The following is a 21,029-nucleotide window of genomic DNA, read 5'->3' on the forward strand; positions in this document are numbered from 1 at the left end:
GCTGAGCCCGATGACCCCTGCCATCTTCAAGCTGCTGCTGTGGGCAACCTTCTGGATCGCCGCCGCCGTGCCCGCGCGGGCGCAGGCGCAGCAAGGGGTGCCGGCAGCCGGGCCGACCCTGGACGTGCAGCGGTATGTCGTCGAGGGTCCGCTGCCGCTGGCGCCGCAGGTGGTGCGCGAGGTGCTGGCCGCTCACCTCGGCGAAGGCCGCTCGCTGACGCAGATCGAGGCCGCCGGCCAGGCGCTCGAGCAGCGGCTGCGCGAAGCGGGTTTTCCGTTTCATCGGGTCCATGTGCCGGCGCAGCGGCCCGAACGCGGCGAGGTGCGGCTTCAGGTGGTCGCCATCCGCCTGGGCGAGGTGGAGGTGGTCGGCAACCGCCACTTCAGCGAGGACCACATCCGCGCCGGCCTTCCGGCGCTGCAGGAGGGACAGCCGCCGGCCCTGTCCAGCCTGGGCCTGCAGTTGGCAGTGGGCAACGGCAATCCGGCGCGGCGCGCGACCATCGTGTTCCGCGAATCCCGCCAGCCCGCCACCGTGGACGCCGTGGTGCGGGTGCGGGATCTGCCGCCGCAGGCCTTCATCGTCTCGGGCATGGCCAGCGTGGGCGGCAAGGGCTCCAGCCGCGACGTGCTGCGACTGGTGGGGACCTGGCAGCACGCCAATCTCTGGGGCCGCGACCATGTGGCCACGCTCTCCTGGGGAACCGATCCTCGCGACGTGGGCCGGGTGCGCATGGCCGCGGCCCACTACCAGGTTCCGCTGCCGGCCCTGGGACTGACCGCGGCCGGGTTCTTCACACATTCGGAGGTCGACTCCGGCCGCATTCCGATCGGCGACGGATTCTTCGACGTCAGCGGCAGCGGCCGCTTCATCGGCCTGCGCCTGACCCGCTCGCTGGCCCGCCTGGGCAGTGCCGAACCCACGCTGGCGGTCGGACTGGAGGACCGCCTGTTCCGCAACGAGACCACCTTCATCAGCCAGCGATTGCAGCCCGATGTGAGCTCGCGGGTGCTGACGGTGCAGGCGAGCGCGCGCGCCGAGCAGGCCTGGGGCACCTGGTCCGCTTCGCTCGACTGGGCCGGCAACCTGGGGGGCGGCTCGAACAACACCGACGCCGCCCACGACGAGAACCAGGGCGACCGCGCCTGGCGCTCCGTGCGCTGGTCGGTCGAGGCGGCGGTGCCCACGGGCGGCTGGCAGGTGCTGGGTCGCACCCGCGGGCAGTACAGCGGCTCGCGGCTGGTCAGCGGCGAGCAGTTCGGCATCGGCGGCGCTCAATCGGTGCGCGGCTTCGGCGACCGGGTGGCCGTCGGCGAGCGCGGCGCGCTCCTGAACCTGGAAGCCGTCGCGCCATCCTGGGGTGACGGCGGGCTGCGGCCGGTGTTCTTCCTCGACCTGGGGCGGGTGCGCCCGCGAATGGCCGACTCGAATGTCTTGGCCGCGGCCGGCGCTGGCCTTCGGTGGGGTACCCCGGATTGGCAGGTCACGCTGGACCTGGCGCGGGTGCTGGAGCACCGCGGCCGGCCCGCGGAGCGCGGGGACCTCCGGCTGCACCTGGCGGTGGTCGCCCGCTACTGAAGGTCTGCGGGTTTTCTCCCTGCCGCCGGGCCAGCGTGCCGGCCTATCCTGAGCCGATCGATTTCGGCGGAGGAGCAGCATGTACAAGCGAATTCTTTTGGCCTATGACGGCAGCGACGCGGGACAGAAGGCCTTGCTCGATTGCGGTGAACTCGCCCAGTGGAGCAAGTCCGAACTGGTGCTGGTCGCCGTCATGCCGTCCACGATGAGCTTCGTCGGGCTGGAAGGCGGCGTCTACGACGTGGAGCTCGAAGAACGCGAGCGGCGCAAGTTCGAGGGGGTGCTGCGCGACGGCCTGCAGCGGCTCGAAGCCAAGGGCTTCGCCGCCCGCGGCGAGGTGGTCATGGGCGAGGCCGTCGAGGAGATCACCAAGTTCGCCCGCAAGGTCGAGGCCGACCTCATCATCGTCGGCCACAAGCACCTGGGCAGCTGGGCCGCCCGCTGGTGGCGCGGGTCGATTTCGGGGGCGCTGATCGAGCACGCCCACTGCAGCGTGCTGGTGGTGATCACGCAGTAGGCGGTCCACCCGGCAGCGGCAGCCGGGCGGCTTCGTGCCTGGTCCATTTTTTTCCGCGTGGACGCACAAGTTCACTTGCCCGATACAGGGGCAGGCGATGCTTCGTCCTTCGTCGCCACGGGCCAGGCCCTAAACTGCCAGCCGCCCCCTCGAGGGGTGGCCGCGGGACCTGCCAAGGCGGGCCCGACGCCCGCGAGCCGTGCCGACCGCAAGGACATCGATGGATCGACCTGACCCGCAGCTCCAGACCGAACAACCGACCCCCGGCAGTCCCCACCTGCCGCCTGCCCGCCGCCTCGGCCGACGGGCCTCCCTGCTGGGAACCCTGATCGCCCTGCTGATCGTGGCCGCGGTGGGCTGGCTGGCCTGGCACCTGACCCAGCGCCCGTCGACGCCCGAGGTTCCCCCCGGTCGTCCTGGGGCCGCGGCCGGACCGGGCGCTACGGGTGGCGGCGCGCCGCGCGTGCCGCCCACCACCGTGGGCATGGCGGAGGTGGAGCGTGCCGACATCCCCGTCACGGTGGAGGCCCTGGGAACCGTGATCCCGGCGGCCACCGCCCGCGTGCGGCCCCAGGTCTCCGGGGTGCTGCAGCAAGTCAATTACCGCGAAGGCCAGCTGGTGCGCGCCGGTGAGCTGCTGGCGCAGATCGACCCGCGCCCGTTCGAGCTGGCTGTGCAGCAGGCCACCGGCCAGCGCATGCGCGACGAGGCGCAGCTGGCGGCCGCCCGGGTGACGCTGCAGCGCTTTCGCACGCTGCTGCAGCAGGACTCCATCGCGCGCCAGGAAGTCGATACCCAGGAGGCTCTGGTCAAGCAGCTCGAGGCGGCTGTCGTGGTGTCCAAGGCCAACGAAGGCACCGCCCGGCTGAACCTGGCGCACACCCGCATCACCGCTCCCATCGCCGGCCGGGTCGGGCTTCGGGTGGTGGACGTGGGCAACGTGGTGGGGCCCAGCGACTCCAACGGCGTCGCGGTGATCACGCAGACCGTGCCCATCGACGTCGAGTTCGCGGTGCCCCAGGACCTGATCGCCTCGCTGCGGGAAGCCGCCTCGGCCGGTGCGCCGGTGCGCGCGATGGATCGCACCCGCACGCAGGTGCTGGGCACCGGGCGCCTGGCCTCCTTCGACAACCAGATCGACGCGCAGACCGGCACCGTGCGCGCCAAGGCCCGGTTCGCGAACAGCGACGGCGCGCTGTTCCCCAACCAGTTCGTCAACGTGCGGCTGCAGCTGCGCACCATCGAAGGCGCGCTCGTGGTGCCCGTGGCGGCCGTGCGCAGCGGCCCGCAGGGCGAGCAGGTGTTCGTGGTCAACGCCGACCGCACGGTATCGCTGCGCAACGTGCAGCGTGGCCACACCACCACCGACCGGGTGCAGATCGTGCAGGGCCTGAGCCCGGGTGAGCGGGTGGTGACCGAAGGCGCCGACCGGCTGCGCGACGGCTCGCGGGTGGCACTGCCCGGTGACGCGGCTCGCGGATCGGGCGGGCGGGGTGGCGCTGGCGAGGGCGGGCGGCGACCCGCGGCACCCGCTGACGCCGCCGTGTCACCGGGTGCGGCGCCGGGCGGGCCACCCGCCTCCTCCTCCGCCGCCACTGCCACTGCCACTGCCACTGCCACTGCCGCGACCCCTGCCGCGAGCCGGGTCGCCGGGGCGGCCCCGCGACCGGGCGACGCCGCGCCCGCCGGTCCCAGCCCCGATCAGCGCCGCCGGCTGCTGGACTCCGCCCAGGGTGACCCCGAGTTGCTGGCGCGGCGCCAGAGCTTCCTGCAGGCGCTCGACCGCGGCGAGCCCGCCGCCCTCGAGCGGTGGCGCCAGATGCAGGCGCGGCGCCCCGGTGGCCCGGCGGGAGCGGGCCCGCAGTGAGTCCGTCCCGTCCCTTCATCCTGCGGCCGGTCGCCACCGCGCTGCTGATGCTGGCGATCGTGCTCGGCGGCCTGGCGGCCCTGCGGCTGCTGCCCGTCTCCGCACTGCCACAGGTGGACTATCCGACCATCCAGGTGCAGACGCTGTACCCGGGCGCCAGCCCGGAGGTGATGGCCCAGACGGTCACCGCCCCGCTCGAGCGGCAGTTCGGGCAGATGCCCGGGCTTTCGCGCATGAGCTCGACGAGCGCCACCGGCGTGTCCATCGTGACGCTGCAGTTCACCCTGGGGCTGCCCCTTGACGTGGCCGAGCAGCAGGTGCAGGCGGCCATCAACGCGGGCGGCTCGCTGCTGCCGGCCGACCTGCCGGGCCCGCCGGTCTATGCCAAGGTCAACCCGGCCGATGCGCCGGTGCTGAGCCTGGCGGTCACCTCGGACGCCCTGCCGCTGACCGAGGTGCGCAACCTGGTCGACACGCGCCTGGCCCTCAAGATCAGCCAGGTGTCCGGCGTGGGCCAGGTCACGGTGTCCGGCGGCCAGCGGCCGGCCGTTCGCATCCAGGTCGACACCCGCGCCCTGGCCTCGCAGGGACTGACGCTGGCCCAGATCCGCACCGCCATCGCCGCGGCCAACAGTACCGGCGCCAAGGGCAGCATCGACGGCCCCACGCGCTCCTGGACCATCAACGCCAACGGCCAGCTGTTGCACGCCGAGGACTACCAGGACCTGGTCATCTCGTGGCAGAACAACGCGCCGGTGCGCCTGTCGCAGGTGGCGCGGGTGGTCGAGAGTGCCGAGAACGTGCGGCTCGGCGCCTGGGTGGGTGCGCGCTCCGACGCGGGCGAGGCCAGCCTGCAGCCGGCGATCGTGCTGAACGTGCAGCGGCAGCCGGGCGCGAACGTGATCGCCACCGTCGATGCCATCCAGCAGCGGCTGCCCGAGCTCACGCAGGGCATGCCGGAGTCGGTGCGCGTGGAGGTGCTGGCCGACCGCACCACCGGCATCCGGGCCTCGGTGCACCACGTGCAGCTGGAGCTGGCGCTGGCGGCCCTGCTGGTGGTGCTGGTGATGTTCGCCTTCCTGCGCAGCCTGCGCGCCACGGTGATCGCCAGCCTGGCGGTGCCGATCTCGCTGGTGGGCACCTGCGCCGCCATGTACCTGCTGGGGTACAGCCTGAACAACCTCACGCTGATGGCGCTGACCATCGCCACCGGCTTCGTGGTCGACGACGCGATCGTCATGATCGAGAACGTCTCGCGCCACCTGGAGATGGGCAAGCGGCCGATGCAGGCGGCGCTGGACGGGGCCACCGAGATCGGCTTCACCATCATCTCGCTCACGGTGTCGCTGGTGGCGGTGCTGATCCCGCTGCTGTTCATGGGCGACGTGGTGGGCCGGCTGTTCCGCGAGTTCGCGGTGACCCTGGCGGTCACCATCCTGATTTCGGCCGTGGTGTCGCTGACCCTGGTGCCGATGATGACCGCCCGCTGGCTCAAGGAGCCGCAGCGGCACGGGCCCGATTTCTTCGACGGCGTGATCGCGCGCTACGACCGCGGCCTGCAGTGGGTGCTGTCGCACCAGCCGCTCACGCTGGTGGTGGCGGTGTCCCTGCTGGCGCTCACGGCGCTGCTGTGGTGGTGGGTGCCCAAGGGCCTGTTCCCGATGCAGGACACCGGCCAGGTCCAGGTGCGGGTGCAGGCCGAGGAATCGATTTCCTTCCCGCGCATGGCCGAGGTCCAGCAGGAGGTGGCGAGGACGCTGCTGCAGGATCCCGCCGTCAAGAGCCTGAGCAGCTTCGTGGGCGTGGACGCGGCCAACAACACCATGCTGCACACGGGCCGGCTGCTGGTGAACCTGCGCGCCGACGCCGACGGGCTCGAGGCCGTGATGGACCGGCTGCGGCGCGCGGGCCAGCAAGTGTCCGGCGTGACGCTCTACCTGCAGCCCGTGCAAGACCTCACCATCGATGCCGAGAGCGGGCCCACGCCGTACCGGTTGGCGGTGGAGGCGGCGGACGGCCGCCTGGTGGATGACTGGGCCGGGCGCATCACGCAGCGCCTGCGTGAGCTGCCGCAGCTGCGACAGGTGGTGACCGATGCCGGCGCCGCGGGCGCCGCCCTGGTGGTGGACATCGACCGCGACACGGCCGCCCGCCTGAACATCACCGCCGCCGCCATCGACGAGGCGCTGTACAGCGCCTTCGGCCAGCGCATCGTCTCCACCATCTTCACCGAGACCAACCAGTACCGCGTGATCCTGGAGGCGCGACCGGCCCAGGGCACTCCCGCGTCGCTGGGTGACGTGCAGCTGCGCACCGGCTCGGGCAACGCCACGCCGCTGTCGGCGGTGGCCCGCATCCGCGAGGTGCGTGCGCCGCTGCAGGTGACCCGCGCCGCGCAGTATCCGGCGGCCACGGTGGGCTTCGAGCCGGCGCCCGGCCATTCGCTGGGCCAGGCGGTCGCGGCCATCCGCGACGCCACCGCCTCCCTGAACCCGCCACCAGCCGTGACCGTGCGCCTGCTCGGCGCGGCCGGTGCCTTCGAGGCATCGCTCACGAACCAGCTGTGGCTGATCCTGGCGGCGGTGGTGTGCATGTACATCGTGCTGGGCGTGCTCTATGAGAGCTACGTACACCCGGTGACCATCCTCTCGACGCTGCCCTCGGCGGCGGTGGGTGCGCTGCTGATGCTGATGGTGAGCGGCCATTCGCTGGGCGTCATCGCGATCATCGGCATCATCCTGTTGATCGGCATCGTCAAGAAGAACGCGATCATCATGATCGACTTCGCCCTCGATGCCGAACGCGAGCAGGGCAAGAGCCCGCGCGAGGCCATCCACCAGGCGGCGCTGCTGCGCTTCCGGCCCATTCTCATGACCACGCTGGCGGCGCTGGGGGCGGCCATCCCGCTGATGTTCGGCTGGGGCGAGGGCGCCGAGCTGCGCCGGCCGCTGGGGCTGACCATCTTCGGCGGCCTGATCGTGAGCCAGCTGCTGACGCTGTTCACGACGCCGGTGATCTACCTGGCCTTCGACCGGCTGGCCAGGCGGCTGCGCCGCGGCGCCGGCGCGGGCGAGGGTGCCGGCCACGGCGGTGGGGGCGCCGCGGCCCTGCCGTCGGCCCGGCGTCTGGAGGACGGGGCCTCGTGAACCTGGCCGCGCCCTTCATCCGCCGGCCGGTGGGCACCGTGCTCCTCACGGCCTGGCTCGCGCTCGCGGGAATCGCGGCCTTCTTCATGCTGCCGGTGGCGTCGTTGCCCCAGGTCGACTACCCCGTGATCTCGGTCAGTGCCAGCCTGCCGGGGGCCAGTCCGCAAACCATGGCCAGCAGCGTGGCCACGCCGCTGGAGCGCCGGCTGGGGGTGATCGCCGGGGTGAACGAGATGACCTCGTTCAGCAGCACCGGATCGACGCGGGTCACGCTGCAGTTCGACCTGGATCGCGACATCAACGCCGCGGCGCGCGAGGTGCAGGCCGCGATCAACGCCTCGCGCGCCGACCTGCCGGCGACGCTGCGCAGCAATCCCACCTACCGCAAGGCCAACCCGGCGGCCGCGCCGGTGATGATCCTGGCGCTGACCTCGGCCACGCGATCGCCGGGCCGGGTGTACGATGAGGTCTCCAACATCGTCGAGCAGAAGATCGCGCAGGTGCCCGGGGTGGGCGACGTCGAGCTGGGGGGCGGCTCGCAGCCCGCGGTGCGGGTGAACCTGCTGCCCTTCGCGCTGAACCGCTGGGGCATCGCCACCGAAGACGTGCGCGCGGCCATCCAGGCGGCCACGGGGAACCGGCCCAAGGGAGAGATCGAGTCGGGCGAGGAACGCCTGACCATCTACACCCGCAACAGCGTCGGCGGCGGCCGCAGCGCGTCGGACTGGCGCGACCTGGTGGTCGCCTGGCGCAACGGCGCGGCGGTGCGCCTGGCCGACGTGGCCGAGGTGACCGACGGGGTCGAGAACATCAACACGCTGGGCCTGTTCAACGGACAGCCGGCGGTGATCGTGGTCATCCGCCTGCAGGCCGGGGCCAACGTGATCGAGACGGTGGACGCGGTGCGCGACCTGCTGCCGCAGCTGCAGGCGTCGCTGCCGTCCGACGTGCGGGTGGCGGTGGCCTCCGATCGCACCCATTCCATCCGCGCTTCGCTGCACGAGGTGCAGCTCACGCTGGTGATCGCGCTGGTGCTGGTGGTGCTGGTGGTGAGTGCCTTCCTGCGCAGCGCACGGGCCACCCTGATTCCCGGCGTGGCGACCATCGTGTCGCTGCTCGGCACCTTCGGCGTGATGCAACTGCTGGGCTTTTCGCTGAACAACCTGTCGCTGATGGCGCTCACGGTGGCCACGGGTTTCGTCGTGGACGACGCCATCGTGGTGCTGGAAAACACGGCGCGTCACATGGAGCGCGGCATGGACCGCTTCCAGGCGGCGCTGCAGGGTGCGCGCGAGGTGAGTTTCACGGTGCTGTCGATCAGCGTGTCGCTGGTGGCGGTGTTCATCCCGCTGCTGTTCATGGGCGGGCAGATGGGCCGGTTGTTCCGCGAGTTCGCGGTCACCCTGTCGGCGGCCGTGATGATCTCGCTGCTGATCTCGCTGACCACCACGCCCATGATGTGCGCCTGGCTGCTGCGGCCCGGTACCGGGCATCGGCCGGGGCGGGTGGCCCGGGTGTTCGAGCGCGGCTTCGACGCCCTGCAGCGTGCCTACGCGGTGTCGCTCGACTGGGCGCTGCAGGCGCGTTGGCTGGTGCTGGCGATGCTGGTGGCGGCGATCGGCCTGAACGTGTACCTGTTCATGCACATCCCAAAGGGCTTCTTCCCGCGGCAGGACACCTCGCAGATCCAGGGCGGGGTGCGGGCCGACCGGAGCATTTCGTTCCAGGCCATGCAGGACAAGATGCGGGCCCTGATCGACATCATCCGGGCCGATCCGTCGGTCGACACGGTGGTGGGCTTCACCGGCGGATCGCGCGCCGGCAGCGGCTTCGTCTTCGTCACGCTCAAGCCGGCCGACCAGCGGCCCAAGGGGGAGCGCGGCCAGGCGGTGATCGGCCGGCTGCGGCCGCAGCTCGCCCAGGTGCCCGGCATCAGCCTGTTCCTGAATCCGGTTCAGGACTTGCGCATGGGCGGGCGTTCGAGCAACTCCACCTACGAGTACACGCTCAAGAGCGACAACGAGGCCGACCTCAAGCGCTGGGCCCTGCGCATGGCCGAGGCCATGAAGGCGCAGCCGGCGCTGGTGGACGTGGATACCGACCAGCAGGACCGGGCCGTGGAAAGCTACGTCGAGGTCGACAAGGAGCTCGCCTCGCGCCTGGGCGTGAGTTCGCGCGACATCGACAACGCGCTCTACAACGCATTCGGCCAGCGCCAGGTCGCCACCATCTACGACTCGCAGAACCAGTACCGCGTGATCCTGGGGGTGGAGCCGCGCTACATCCGCAGCCCCGAGGCGCTGGAGGACATCCACGTGCCCGCGCGCGCGGCGGCCGCCGGAACCGGGGCAGGCGCCGGCTCGCCACCGAACCCGGCCTTGCGCGATCCGGCCACCGGCCAGGCCCTGAGCAGCGTCGGCACGCCCATGGTTCCGCTGGCCGCGATCGCCCGTTTTTCGCAGCGCCCGGCCGCGGCCGGCGTGAGCCACGACGACGCGGAGCTGGCCACCACCATCTCCTACAACCTGGCCGAGGGCCACAGCCTGGCCGATGCGCAGGCGGCCGTGCGCGCCGCCGAGGCGCAGGTGGCCCTGCCGAACAACGTGCGCGGCAGCCTGCAGGGCACGGCCCGGGCGGCCGCCCAATCGCAGGCGCAGCAGGCCTTGCTGATCGCGGCGGCGATCGCCGTCATTTACCTGGTGCTCGGCATCCTGTACGAAAGCCTGGTGCATCCGGTGACGGTGCTGTCCACGCTGCCCTCGGCCGGGCTGGGGGCGGTGCTGGCGCTGATGCTGTTCCGGCTCGATTTCTCGGTGATGGCGCTGATCGGCCTGTTCCTGCTGATCGGCATCGTCAAGAAGAACGCCATCCTGATCATCGATTTCGCGCTGGAGGCCGAGCGGGCGCGAGGCCTGTCGCCGGCACAGGCCGTGCGTGAGGCCTGCCTCCTGCGTTTCCGCCCCATCCTGATGACCACCCTGGCCGCCATGCTCGGCGCGCTGCCGCTGGCGATCGGATTCGGCGACGGCGCCGAGCTGCGCCGGCCGCTGGGCATCGCCATCGTCGGCGGCCTCATCGCCAGCCAGCTGCTCACCTTGCTGACCACGCCGGTGGTGTACCTGCTGCTGGACAAGCTGCGCCGCCGCAGCGCCACCGAGCACCAGCTGGTGCGCCACGCCGACCCGAAGACCTCCTGACGATGAAGTGCCTGCAATCCTCTCGTGTCCCCGGTTGCCTGCTGGTCGGCCTCGCGCTGGCCGGTTGCGCCATGGCCCCCGTGCGCGATGAGCCGCCTCCGGTGGTGGACACGCCGGCGGCTTTCCGGCAGGGCTCGGGCAGCTGGGTGCCGGCGTCGGCCGGGTACGCGCAGGCCTGGGGGCGCGGCGCCTGGTGGGAGCTCTTCGATGATGCGCAGCTGGCCGAACTGATGCAGCGGGTGGAGGTGTCCAACCAGACACTCGCGGCCGCCGTGGCCGCGTACGCCCAGGCGAGGGCGCTGGTGGCCGAGCAGCGGGCGTCGTTCTTCCCGGTGGTGACGGGGCAGGCCGGGGCCGACCGCTCCGGCGCGCGCAGCGGCACCAGTGGCACGCGCGGCAGCTTCGACCTGGGGCTGGGCGCGAGCTGGGAACCCGACCTGTGGGGGCGCCTGGGGCTGGGCCTGGCGGGCGCACGCGCGTCGGAGCAGGCCAGCGCGGCCGACCTGGCGGCGGCGCGGCTGTCGCTGCAGGGGGAGCTGGCGCTCAGCTACTTCAGCCTGCGCGGCACCGATGCCGAGCGCGCCCTGCTGCAGCAAATCGTGCAGGGCCTGGAACGCACGCTGCAGATCACGCGCAACCGCTACGAGGCTGGCGTGGTGGCCCGCACCGACGTGCTGCAGGCGCAGACGCAGCTGGCCAATTCACGGGCCGAGCTGTTGAGCCTGGAGCGCCAGCGGGCGCAGCTGGAGCACGCCATCGCGGTGCTGGTGGGGCGGGCGCCGGCGAACTTCAGCCTGGCGGCGCGCCCCGCGGAGTCGCTGGACACGCCCTTCGTCCGCATTCCCGAGGTGCCGCCCGAGGTGCCATCGCTGCTGCTGCTGCGCCGGCCCGACATCGCCGCCGCCGAGCGCCGCGTGGCCCTGGCGAATGCGCAGCTGGGCGTGGCGCAGACCGCCTGGTATCCCAGCCTGCGCCTGAGTGGCTCGGCCGGCCTGGGCGCGGCTAGCGTGGGCGACCTGCTCAGCGCAGGCAGCCTGGTTTGGGCGCTGGGTGCGTCGCTGGCGCAGACGGTGTTCGAGGGGGGCGCGATCGCGGCCCGGGTGCGGGCGGCCGAGGGCGCCCTCGAAGAGTCGGCGGCGCGCTACCGGCAGACGGTGCTGGCCGCGTTCCGCGCCGTGGAAGACCAGCTGGCAGCGGTGCGGCTGCTGCGCGAGCAGGAAGCCCTGCGCGCGCAGGCCGCCCGCGATGCGGCCCTGGTCGAACAGCAGGTGATGAACCGCTACCAGGCGGGTCAGGTCGGCTTCAGCGAGGTGATCACCGCCCAGAACACGGCACAGACAGCCCGCCGCGCGCTGGCCCAGCTGCGCACCAGCCGGCAGGCGGCGGCGGTGTCGCTGGTCCAGGCACTGGGCGGCGGCTGGCGCGCGCCGGATGCCGGCTCTTAGGTTCATCGACGGCGGCCAGGAAAAAGGGGACCACGAGGGTCCCCTTTGATGCCAGGCGCCGGACCCTGCCGGCGCCCGATCAGAGCGAATCGATGAAGCTGCGCAGCTTGTCGCTGCGGCTCGGGTGCTTGAGCTTGCGCAGGGCCTTGGCTTCGATCTGGCGGATGCGCTCGCGGGTCACGTCGAACTGCTTGCCGACTTCTTCCAGCGTGTGGTCCGTGCTCATCTCGATGCCGAAGCGCATGCGCAGCACCTTGGCTTCGCGCGGGGTGAGGCTGTCGAGGATGTCCTTGACCACGTCACGCAGGCCAGCCTGCATGGCCGCCTCGATGGGGGCGGTGTTGCCGGTGTCCTCGATGAAGTCGCCCAGGTGCGAATCGTCGTCGTCCCCGATGGGCGTTTCCATCGAGATCGGCTCCTTGGCGATCTTCATGATCTTGCGGATCTTGTCCTCGGGGATCTCCATCTTGGCCGCCAGGATGCCGGCGTCGGGCTCGAAGCCGAACTCCTGCAGGTGCTGGCGCGAGATGCGGTTCATCTTGTTGATGGTCTCGATCATGTGGACCGGGATGCGGATGGTGCGGGCCTGGTCCGCGATCGAGCGCGTGATGGCCTGCCGGATCCACCAGGTGGCATAGGTCGAGAATTTGTAGCCGCGACGGTATTCGAACTTGTCCACCGCCTTCATCAGGCCGATGTTGCCTTCCTGGATCAGGTCCAGGAACTGCAAGCCGCGGTTGGTGTACTTCTTGGCGATGGAGATCACCAGCCGCAGGTTGGCCTCGATCATCTCCTTCTTGGCATCGCGCGAGGCCGCCTCGCCTTCGTTCATGCGCTTGTTGATCTCCTTGAGCTCGGTCAGCGGCACGACGACCTTCGACTGGATCTCGGCCAGCTTGGTCTGCAACTCCTGGATGGGCGGGACGTTGCGGGCGATGACCGTGCTCCAGGGCTTGCCGGCGGCAGCCTGCTTCTCCACCCATTTGAGGTTCAGCAGGTTGGGCGGGAACTCCTTGATGAAGGTGTCCTGCGGCATGCCGCACTTGTCCACGATGATCCGGCGCAGCTCGCGCTCCTTCTTGCGCACGTCCTCGACTTGGGTGCGCACCATGTCGCACAGCTTCTCGATGGTCTTGGCGGTGAAGCGGATGGTCATGAGCTGCTCGGACAGCTCGCGTTGCGCGGCCATGTAGGCAGGCGTGCCGTAGCCTTCGCGGTCGTAGGTCGCGTGGATCTTCTCGAACAGCTCGGCGATGCGGGCGAAGCGTTCCAGCGCCTGGTTCTTCAGCTCCTCGAGCTTCTTGGTCAGCGCCTTGGAGCCGCCGTTGCCGTCGTCGTCGTCGTCGGCATCGAACTCGTCGAAGTCTTCCTCGGCCACGTAGTCGTCGGCTTCGTTGGGGTTGGAGAAGCCGTCGACCACCGTGGAGATGACGACCTTGCCCTCGCGGATCTCGGCGGCCAGGCGCAGGATCTCGGCGATGGTGGCCGGGGAGGCGGAGATGGCCTCCATCATGGCCTGCAGGCCGCCTTCGATGCGCTTGGCGATCTCGATCTCGCCCTCGCGGGTGAGCAGTTCGACCGTGCCCATCTCGCGCATGTACATGCGCACGGGGTCGGTGGTGCGCCCGAATTCGCTGTCGACCGTGGACAGGGCGGCTTCGGCCTCTTCCTCGGCCTCTTCCTCGGTGGCCGCGGTGGGGCCGGTGTTGGTCAGCAGCAGGGTCTCGGCATCGGGCGTCTGCTCGTACACGGCCACGCCCATGTCGTTGAGCATGGACACCACCACCTCGAGCGTCTCGGCCTCGACCAGCTTCTCGGGCAGGTGGTCGGTGATCTCGGCGTGGGTCAGGTAGCCGCGCGTCTTGCCCAGCTTGATGAGGGTTTTCAGGCGCTGGCGGCGCTTGAGCATTTCCTCTTCGGTGAGGACGGTTTCGTCCAGGCCGAATTCCTTCATCAAGGCCCGCTCCTTGGCCTTGCTGATCTTCATGCGCAGGGGCTTGGCCTTCTCGGCCGTGGCGGTCTCGGCCTCGGGCACCGACTCTTCGGCGAACTCGGCCTCGATGTCGGAGAGGTCTTCGTCTTCGGTGTCGCCGGTCTTGCCGGCCGCGGCCGTGGTGGCGGCCTTGGGCTTGCGGCCGCGCTTGGCGGGCGCCTTGGCAGGGGCGTCGGATTCGGCGGCCGCGCTCTTGGGCGGGCGACCCGGCTTCTTCTTGGCGACGACTTCACCCGCCTCGGCAGCGGCTTTGACGGGCTTCTTCAGCTCGTCCTTGGCCGTGGCTTTATCGGATTTGGCAATGGTCTTCGTTGCAGGCACAGGCTTGGCTTTCGTGGATGACTGGGCAGCTGCGGGCCTGTCGTGGGTCTTGACAACCTTGAGCTCGGGCTTCGCAGCAGCGGAGGCTTGTTTGATCGACTTCGTGGCGGTGGGTTTCACGGCAGCCTGGGCTGACTTCTGTGCGGGCATGTACCAGTACCTCTGCATGTTCAGGACGAGACACCAACAAATGCGCCGCGGGCCCGGCGCGTGGGATGAGCACCTGCCGCCCGTGGCTGGGCGGTCGGCGACTCAGGGGCAAGATGGTGGGGCGAACATTTGGAGTGCAGTCCTTGCGTGAATGGCGCTGTCGTGCTGCATGGGGATGCATCTGTCACTGTCGGCCGGCCCGGAGGTGCTGCTGTCGCTCTTGCCGCGAGCAAACCGCACATTATACCTTCGATGCCTAATTTCAAGAGGTGCGGGCTGCGCGATGACCGGCCACCAGCTGCTTGAGGCGCTCATAGGCCGCGGGGTCGCTGGCGGCGCGCAGCGACAACTCCTTCATTTCCTCGGCTCGCCGGCGCTCGCGCTCGAGCTGCAGGATGTGCGCGAGCTCGGCCGGGTCGTTTTCAATGGCCGTGGGCATGCGGGTCATCACCGACACCGCGAAGTCGTGGTGCTCGTGCCCTTGGAGCGCCGCCTGCAGGGCGTCCCACGGCTCGGGACCGTGCTCGTGCATGCGCGCGTCCAGCCAGGCGAGCAGCGGTCCGTGCGGGGCCGACAGCTCGCACAGCATGTGGTGGTCGTCGTTCGACAGGCGCTCCCAGGCGGCGGCATCGGTCAACATGATCTGCAGGATGCGATCGGCACGCCCCAACGGGAGCACGCGCCCGGGTCGGGGGCGGGGCGGCGCGCCCTCGACCCGGCGACGGGGCTTGCGCGACGCCGCGGGGCGGCCGGTCCACAGGGCCGACAGGTCGTCCCGGTCGAGCTGGGCCAGGTCGGCGATTTCCCCCAGCAGCTGGCGCTTGAGGGCGCCGTCGGGCAGCTGAATCCACAGCGGCTTGGCCGTGGCCACCATGTGCGCGCGGCCTTCGGCGGTGGACAGGTCGCAGCCCTCGCGGGCGCTGTCGACCAGGAAGCGCGACAAGGGCGCGGCCTCTCCGATGTACCGCGCGAAAGCGTCGTGGCCGTGCTCCCGGACGTAGCTGTCGGGGTCGTGCTCAGGGGGCAGGAACAGGAACTTGACCGAACGCAGGTCGGTGGCAAAGGGTAGGGCCCCGTCGAGCGCCTTGCGCGCCGCGCGTCGGCCGGCGGCGTCCCCATCGAAGCTGAACACGACGCTGTCGGTGAATCGGAACAGCTTCTGCACGTGTTCGGTCGTGCAGGCGGTGCCCAGGGTCGCGACGGCATTGGGGAAGCCGAGCTGGGCCAATGCCACCACGTCCATGTAGCCCTCGGTGACCAGGGCGAAGCCGTGCTCGCGCAGCGCCTGCCGGGCTTCGAACAACCCGTAGAGCTCGCGCCCTTTGCTGAAGACGGGCGTTTCGGGCGAGTTCAGGTACTTGGGTTTTTCGTCCCCGAGCACGCGGCCGCCAAAGCCGATGCATTCGCCCTTGACGTTGCGGATCGGAAACATGATGCGGTCGCGGAAGCGGTCATAGCGCTTGTCGTCCTCCTCGTGGACGATGACCAAGCCGCTTTCGGCCAGCACCGGATCGTCGTAGGAGGGAAACACGCCGGCCAGCGTGCGCCAGCCTTCGGGTGCGTAGCCCAGCCCGAACCGCCGGGCCACCTCGCCGGACAGCCCGCGATTCTTCAGGTAGGCCACGGCGCGAGGCGCCTGCTTGAGGTGCTGCCGGTAGGCCTCGGCGGCTTTCTCCAGAACCCCGGTCAGGGTCGACTGCTTCTGCCGCTGCTGGGCGGCCAGGACTTGGTCTTGAGGCGAGCGCTCGTCCTCGGGCACCTGCAGGCCGAACTGCCCCGCCAGGTCTTTGACGGCCTCGATGAAGCCCATGCCGGTGTGCTCCATCAGGAAGCCGATGGCGTTGCCGTGTTTGCCGCAGCCGAAGCAATGGAAGAACTGCTTGCTGGGGCTCACGGTGAAGGAGGGCGACTTCTCCGCGTGGAAGGGGCACAGCCCGGAGAAGTTGGCGCCCGTCTTCTTCAGCGGCACGTAGCGGCCGACGATCTCGACCACGTCGGCGCGGGCCAGCAACTCCTGGATGAAGGTTTCGGGGATGGCCATGACTGCGGTCTCGGCGCCGTATTGTGACGGGGCGGGCGGCTACTCACCCATGACGACGCCTTCGCGACGCGGGTCGGCTCCGCCGAACCAGCCGTCCGGGGTGCGCATGATGGCCTGCAGACCGCTGGTCATGGCCTGCTCACGCACCTCGGCGCCGCGCGCGCGCAGGGATTGGATGGCGTGGGACGGAAAGCGACCCTCCTCGAGCACCGTCGGGCCATTGTTGGAGCCGAAGTTGGGCAGCGTGATGGCCTGCTGCGCATCGAGCCCCCAGCCGAACACGCCCTGCAGCGTCTTGGCGACGTAATGAATGATCTGCGCGCCCCCCGGACTGCCGACCGTGAGCACGAGTCGGCCGTCGGCACGGTCGAAGACCAGGGTGGGAGCCATGGACGAGCGCGGGCGCTTGCCGGGCTGGACCCGGTTGGCGATCGGCCGCCCTAGCGCGTCGGCGGGAACGAAGCTGAAGTCGGTCAGTTGGTTGTTCAGCAGGAAGCCGCGGACCATCTGGCGCGACCCGAACTGGTCCTCGATGCTCGCAGTCATGGCAAGCGCGTTTCCCCACCGGTCCACGATGCTGATGTGAGAGGTGCCGTATTCGAGTTGCTCGCCCATGGCGCCCTGCGCAGGGCGGAGCGCGCCGGGGACACCTGGCTGCGCGACCCGCATGCTGCGGCTGGCGATGAGGGCCGCGCGCTGGGCCAGGTAATCGGGCTCGAGCAAGCTCGCCCAGCTGCCGCCAGGCGGCTGCACGAAGTCGGGATCGGCGACGTACTGGGCCCGGTCGGCGAATGCCAGGCGCGCCGACTCGGTGTATTCGTGCAACCAGTCCGCCGAAGGCAATCCGTCCCGCAGGGGCAGCGAGGCCGCAGGCCGCAACGAGAGGATGCCCAGGATCTGCGCCACGGCGATGGCGCCGGAGCTCGGGGGCGGAAATCCGCACACGTGCCAGTCCTTCCCACTGGCACGCCAGTCGTGGCACAGCGCGGAGCGCTGCCTGGGCTGGTAGCCGGCCAGGTCGGCCAGGGTCATGCGACCTGGGTTGTCCGGATGGCTGCGGACCTTCTCGACGATGGCCTGGGCGATGTCGCCTTCGTGCAGGGCGCGCGCGCCTTCGATGGCCAGACGGCGCAACACCGCAGCCAGTGCCGGGTTGCGTAGCTCATGCCCGACTCGATGCGGCCGGCCGTCTGGCTGGTAGAAATAGCCGGCCGCCACCGGGTCCTTCTTGAGGTGGGTGTCGCCGGCCAGCAGCGTGTGCAGCCGAGGGCTGACCGGAAAGCCCTGCTCGGCGAGCCGGATCGCGGGCTGGAACAAGCGGGACCAGGGCAGCTTGCCGTGCTGCCGATGAGCCATCTCCAGCATGCGGACCGTCCCGGGCACCCCCACGGCGCGGCCACCGACCACGGCTTCGTAGAAGGGCAGGGCCTTGCCGTCGGCGCCGATGAAAAGGCGGTCATCGACGGCTGCTGGGGCCGTTTCCCGGCCGTCGAAGGCTTCCACCCGGTGCCCGTCGAAGTGCAGCAGGAAGGCGCCCCCGCCAATGCCGCTGGACTGCGGCTCCACCAGGGTGAGCACCATTTGCACGGCAATGGCGGCATCGACCGCCGATCCGCCCGCCCGGAGCATCTGGAACCCGGCATCGGCCGCCAGCGGGTTGGCAGCCGCCACCGCCCAGGTGCGGACGGCCCACCCCGGCTTGTTGCTGAGGCCGGTGCCGGCCTCGGGCTGGCTGGGTGGCTCGACGGTGACAGCCGGCGGGGCGTGGGCGCAGGCCGCGAGCATGGCCGCCACGACCCACGCGGCAAGGCGCGAGGTCTTGGCTCCGACCTCCCGAAACCAGGATCCGTCGAGCACTGCCGACCGCTCAGCGCGGAGCGAGCCGGATGGCTCCGTCGAGGCGGATCACCTCGCCGTTGAGCATGTCGTTCTCGAAAATGTGGCGGGCTAGCTTGGCGTAGTCCTGCGGCGTTCCCAGCCGGGAGGGAAAGGGCACCGCCGCGGCCAACGAATCCTGAACTTCCTGGGGCATGCCGAACATCATGGGCGTGCCGAAAATGCCGGGCGCGATGGTCATGTTGCGGATGCCGCTGCGCGCCAGGTCGCGGGCGATGGGCAAGGTCATGCCCACCACGCCGCCCTTGGAGGCGCTGTAGGCGGCCTGTCCGATCTGGCCGTCGTAGGCCGCCACGGATGCGGTGGAGACGATGCAGCCGCGCTCGCCGGTGGGTTCCGGCTCGTTGCGAGCCATGGCATCGGCGGCCAGGCGAATCATGTTGAACGTGCCCACGAGGTTGATCATCACGGTCTTGGTGAACAGGGCCAGGTCATGGGCGCCGTTCTTGTGCACGGTCTTTTCGGCCGTGGCGATGCCGGCGCAATTCACCAGCCCCATCAGCTTGCCCAACGAAACGGCTTGCTCCACGGCCGCCTTCGCATCGGCTTCCTGGGTGACATCGCAGCGCACGAAGACGCCCCCGATCTCGCGCGCGACGGTTTGGCCTTTTTCCGTCTGCATGTCGGCCACCACCACCTTGCCTCCGGCCGAGGCGAGCATCCTCGCAGTGCCTTCCCCGAGGCCCGAAGCGCCGCCGGTGACGATGAAAACCTTGCCCTGGATATCCATGTGTGCTCCTGAACGATGTTGATGCAGACGGGTAGTCGCCGGAATTATGGAGGACGCACTTTCGTGCCCCACGAAGCGAAACAGCCCGGCTGGGCCGGGCTGTTTCGCGACTTGCGGTTGGGTTACTTGAAGCCGACGCGGTCCAGCATCTGCTGGATCTTCACCGTATTCGCGCCCACCGCCACCAGGGGAATGGTCTCGGTCTTGAAGTCTCCGCCACCCGCCATGGCCTGCAGGGCCGGATTGGCGACCTTCACGCCCTTGGCCGTGGGCCATTCATTGTTGCCGTTCGCGAAGTAGTTCTGCGCTTCGGGGCTGGCCAGGTATTCGAGGAACCGAACCGCATTGGCCGGGTTCTTGGCGTGAGCGGCCACGGCGCCGCCCGCGATGTTCATGTGGGTGCCCCAGCTGTTCTGGTTCGGGAACACGACGCCCACACGCTCGGCCAGCGCCTTGTCCTCGGGCTTGTCGGAACGCAGCAAGCGGGCCAGGTAATAGGTGTTGGTGACGGCGATCTGGCACTCGCCGCTCGCGACACCTCGAATCTGGTCCGTGTCGCCGCCGCGCGGCGTGCGCGCCAGGTTGGACACGACGCCGCGCAGCCACTCCTCCGTTCGTTGTTCGCCCATTTGCTCCATGATGGAGCCGAACAATGAGAGGTTGTAGGGGTGTGAACCGGACCGGATGCAGATCTTGCCCTTGTGCTTGGGGTCGGCGAGTTCTTCGTAGGTGTCCACATCGGCACGGTTGACCCGTGCCTTGTCATAAACGATCACTCGTCCGCGGGTTGAAAACCCGAACCACGGGGTGCCCTCGGCGGTTTCCGGCCCGCGGTACTGGGCCGGGATCGCGTCCTGCAGCACCTTTGATTTGATCGGCTTGAACAGCCCGTCCACCTGCCCGCGGTGCAGCCGGGCTGCGTCCACCAGCAGGATCACGTCCGCCGGCGAAGCGGCGCCCTCGGCCTTCAGGCGCGCCAGGATGCCCGCGTCGTCCGAATCCACCCGATTGATCCGGATCCCCGTGGCCTTGGTGAAGTTGTTGTAGAGCGCCTCATCCGTGGAGTAGTGGCGTGCGGAGTACAGGTTGAGCACCTGCTCCTGGGCTGAAGCGGATGTGGCTGCGGCCAGCAGCAAACCGAGCGTGGCCAGTGTCTTGCGAGTCATGAGGCTCCTTATGTGTATACAAGCGGACCCGCGCGATCATAAAGAAAACGAGAATGATTCGCAATCAGAGGCTGGCCGGCGGTCGGCATCCGCCTTTCGCCACATCGGCGATCGCCCCCCGGCGGATCGAGAGCGAAAAAAAGCCCCAGTCTTGCGACTGGGGCTTGAAGGGATCCCTGAACCACGAAGGTGTCGAAAGGACCCGAGGAGACAACCTGAAGAACCTTGCCTGGGCACCCCCAGACGAAAGTTTGGTTACCTCGACCCGGGGCGGAGTTCCCCAGGCCCGGAATAAAAGATCAGCGCTTGGCGGTGCGGGTGGTCGTCTTGGCGGCGTTCACAGCAGTCGTGGCGACTGCGTTGAAGTTGGCTTCGGCGACGTCGGTCGCTTGCTTGACGGCTTTCTGCACCGACTCCAGGGCGTTGCTGCCGGCGGCAACGGCGCTCTTGAAGACGGCCACGGCGGTTTCGCTGCCGGCGGGGGCGTTCTTGGCGGCGTTGTCGACGACGGCGAGCAGCTTCTTCTGCACGTCCGAAGCTTGGGCTTCGAAGGTCTTGGTGAGCTCGGCGTTGGCGCCCGACGCGATCTCGTACAGATGGCGGTTGTAGGAAGCGGTCTTCTCGGCCAGGGGCTGGAACAGCGAAGCCTGCAGCGCCAGCAGTTCCTGCGCGTCCTTGACGCTCAGCAGGGCCTGGGCGTTGCCAGCGGCTTCAGCCAGGGCAGCCTTGGACGCGGTGATGTTCAGTTCGACGAGTTTCTCGACGCCTTCGAAAGCCTTGGCGGTAAGGCCGAACAGGGTTTCAAAGCTGGCTTTCTGGGAGGCGAGGACTTGTTCTGCGGTCAACATGAGGAATCTCCAATGGTAGGGTGGGGGAAACGGTCGCTGCTCGCCTCACGTTGATGTTGCGCCGCAGCATGAACCGAATTTTACGGACGCTGACGCGCATTGCAAGCTTTTTTTGCTGCGATGCACAAAAAGA

12 protein-coding genes are annotated in these 21,029 nt (G+C 69.6%); 6 read left to right on the forward strand and 6 right to left on the reverse strand.

Features of this window, described 5'->3' with window-relative positions; genetic code table 11:
* Positions 1 to 10 precede the first annotated feature (10 nt).
* The 6 genes from JI739_RS08180 to JI739_RS08205 all read left to right on the forward strand — a co-directional run bounded on the left by JI739_RS08180 (position 11) and on the right by JI739_RS08205 (position 11,751).
* Complete coding sequence (locus JI739_RS08180) at positions 11 to 1,579, forward strand: ShlB/FhaC/HecB family hemolysin secretion/activation protein (protein WP_201683404.1); 1,569 nt, start codon at positions 11 to 13, stop codon at positions 1,577 to 1,579.
* 79 nt (positions 1,580 to 1,658) lie between these two features.
* The gene (locus JI739_RS08185) at positions 1,659 to 2,096 is read left to right on the forward strand and encodes a universal stress protein (protein ID WP_201683405.1); all 438 of its coding nucleotides are present in this window, start codon (positions 1,659 to 1,661) and stop codon (positions 2,094 to 2,096) included.
* Positions 2,097 to 2,316: 220 nt separating this feature from the next.
* Complete coding sequence (locus JI739_RS08190) at positions 2,317 to 3,963, forward strand: efflux RND transporter periplasmic adaptor subunit (protein ID WP_201683406.1); 1,647 nt, start codon at positions 2,317 to 2,319, stop codon at positions 3,961 to 3,963.
* The gene (locus JI739_RS08195; RefSeq protein WP_201683407.1) at positions 3,960 to 7,109 is read left to right on the forward strand and encodes an efflux RND transporter permease subunit; all 3,150 of its coding nucleotides are present in this window, start codon (positions 3,960 to 3,962) and stop codon (positions 7,107 to 7,109) included. Before JI739_RS08190 ends, JI739_RS08195 begins: the two co-directional genes overlap by 4 nt.
* Positions 7,106 to 10,306, forward strand: a complete 3,201-nt coding sequence (locus tag JI739_RS08200) for an efflux RND transporter permease subunit (RefSeq protein WP_201683408.1) — start codon at positions 7,106 to 7,108, stop codon at positions 10,304 to 10,306. The genes JI739_RS08195 and JI739_RS08200 overlap by 4 nt, the downstream gene beginning before the upstream one ends.
* A gap of 2 nt (positions 10,307 to 10,308) precedes the next feature.
* Positions 10,309 to 11,751 (forward strand): efflux transporter outer membrane subunit, encoded by a 1,443-nt coding sequence (locus tag JI739_RS08205; protein WP_201683409.1) that lies wholly within the window; start codon positions 10,309 to 10,311, stop codon positions 11,749 to 11,751.
* A 79-nt stretch (positions 11,752 to 11,830) separates the two neighbouring features.
* On the opposite strand, the gene rpoD is transcribed toward JI739_RS08205, so the two are convergent.
* The 6 genes from rpoD to JI739_RS08235 form a co-directional block, all read right to left on the reverse strand.
* Positions 11,831 to 14,215 (reverse strand): RNA polymerase sigma factor RpoD, encoded by a 2,385-nt coding sequence (gene rpoD / locus JI739_RS08210; protein ID WP_201683734.1) that lies wholly within the window; start codon positions 14,213 to 14,215, stop codon positions 11,831 to 11,833.
* 262 nt (positions 14,216 to 14,477) lie between these two features.
* Positions 14,478 to 16,256, reverse strand: coding sequence for a DNA primase (gene dnaG, locus JI739_RS08215; RefSeq protein ID WP_201683410.1), 1,779 nt, complete (start codon positions 16,254 to 16,256; stop codon positions 14,478 to 14,480).
* Positions 16,257 to 16,295: 39 nt separating this feature from the next.
* Complete coding sequence (locus JI739_RS08220; RefSeq protein ID WP_201683735.1) at positions 16,296 to 18,041, reverse strand: gamma-glutamyltransferase family protein; 1,746 nt, start codon at positions 18,039 to 18,041, stop codon at positions 16,296 to 16,298.
* A gap of 82 nt (positions 18,042 to 18,123) precedes the next feature.
* A complete protein-coding gene (locus JI739_RS08225; RefSeq protein WP_201683411.1) occupies positions 18,124 to 18,882 on the reverse strand; it encodes a 3-hydroxyacyl-CoA dehydrogenase in 759 nt (252 codons plus the stop codon).
* Positions 18,883 to 19,004: 122 nt separating this feature from the next.
* Positions 19,005 to 20,048 carry an extracellular solute-binding protein gene (locus JI739_RS08230; protein ID WP_201683412.1) on the reverse strand — a complete coding sequence of 348 codons (1,044 nt, stop codon included), beginning with the start codon at positions 20,046 to 20,048 and terminating at the stop codon, positions 19,005 to 19,007.
* Positions 20,049 to 20,347: 299 nt separating this feature from the next.
* The gene (locus tag JI739_RS08235; protein ID WP_201683413.1) at positions 20,348 to 20,896 is read right to left on the reverse strand and encodes a phasin family protein; all 549 of its coding nucleotides are present in this window, start codon (positions 20,894 to 20,896) and stop codon (positions 20,348 to 20,350) included.
* Between the last annotated feature and the right edge of the window lie 133 nt (positions 20,897 to 21,029).

This window comes from Ramlibacter aurantiacus (assembly GCF_016722895.1).
In the GTDB taxonomy this organism is placed as follows: domain Bacteria; phylum Pseudomonadota; class Gammaproteobacteria; order Burkholderiales; family Burkholderiaceae_C; genus Ramlibacter; species Ramlibacter aurantiacus.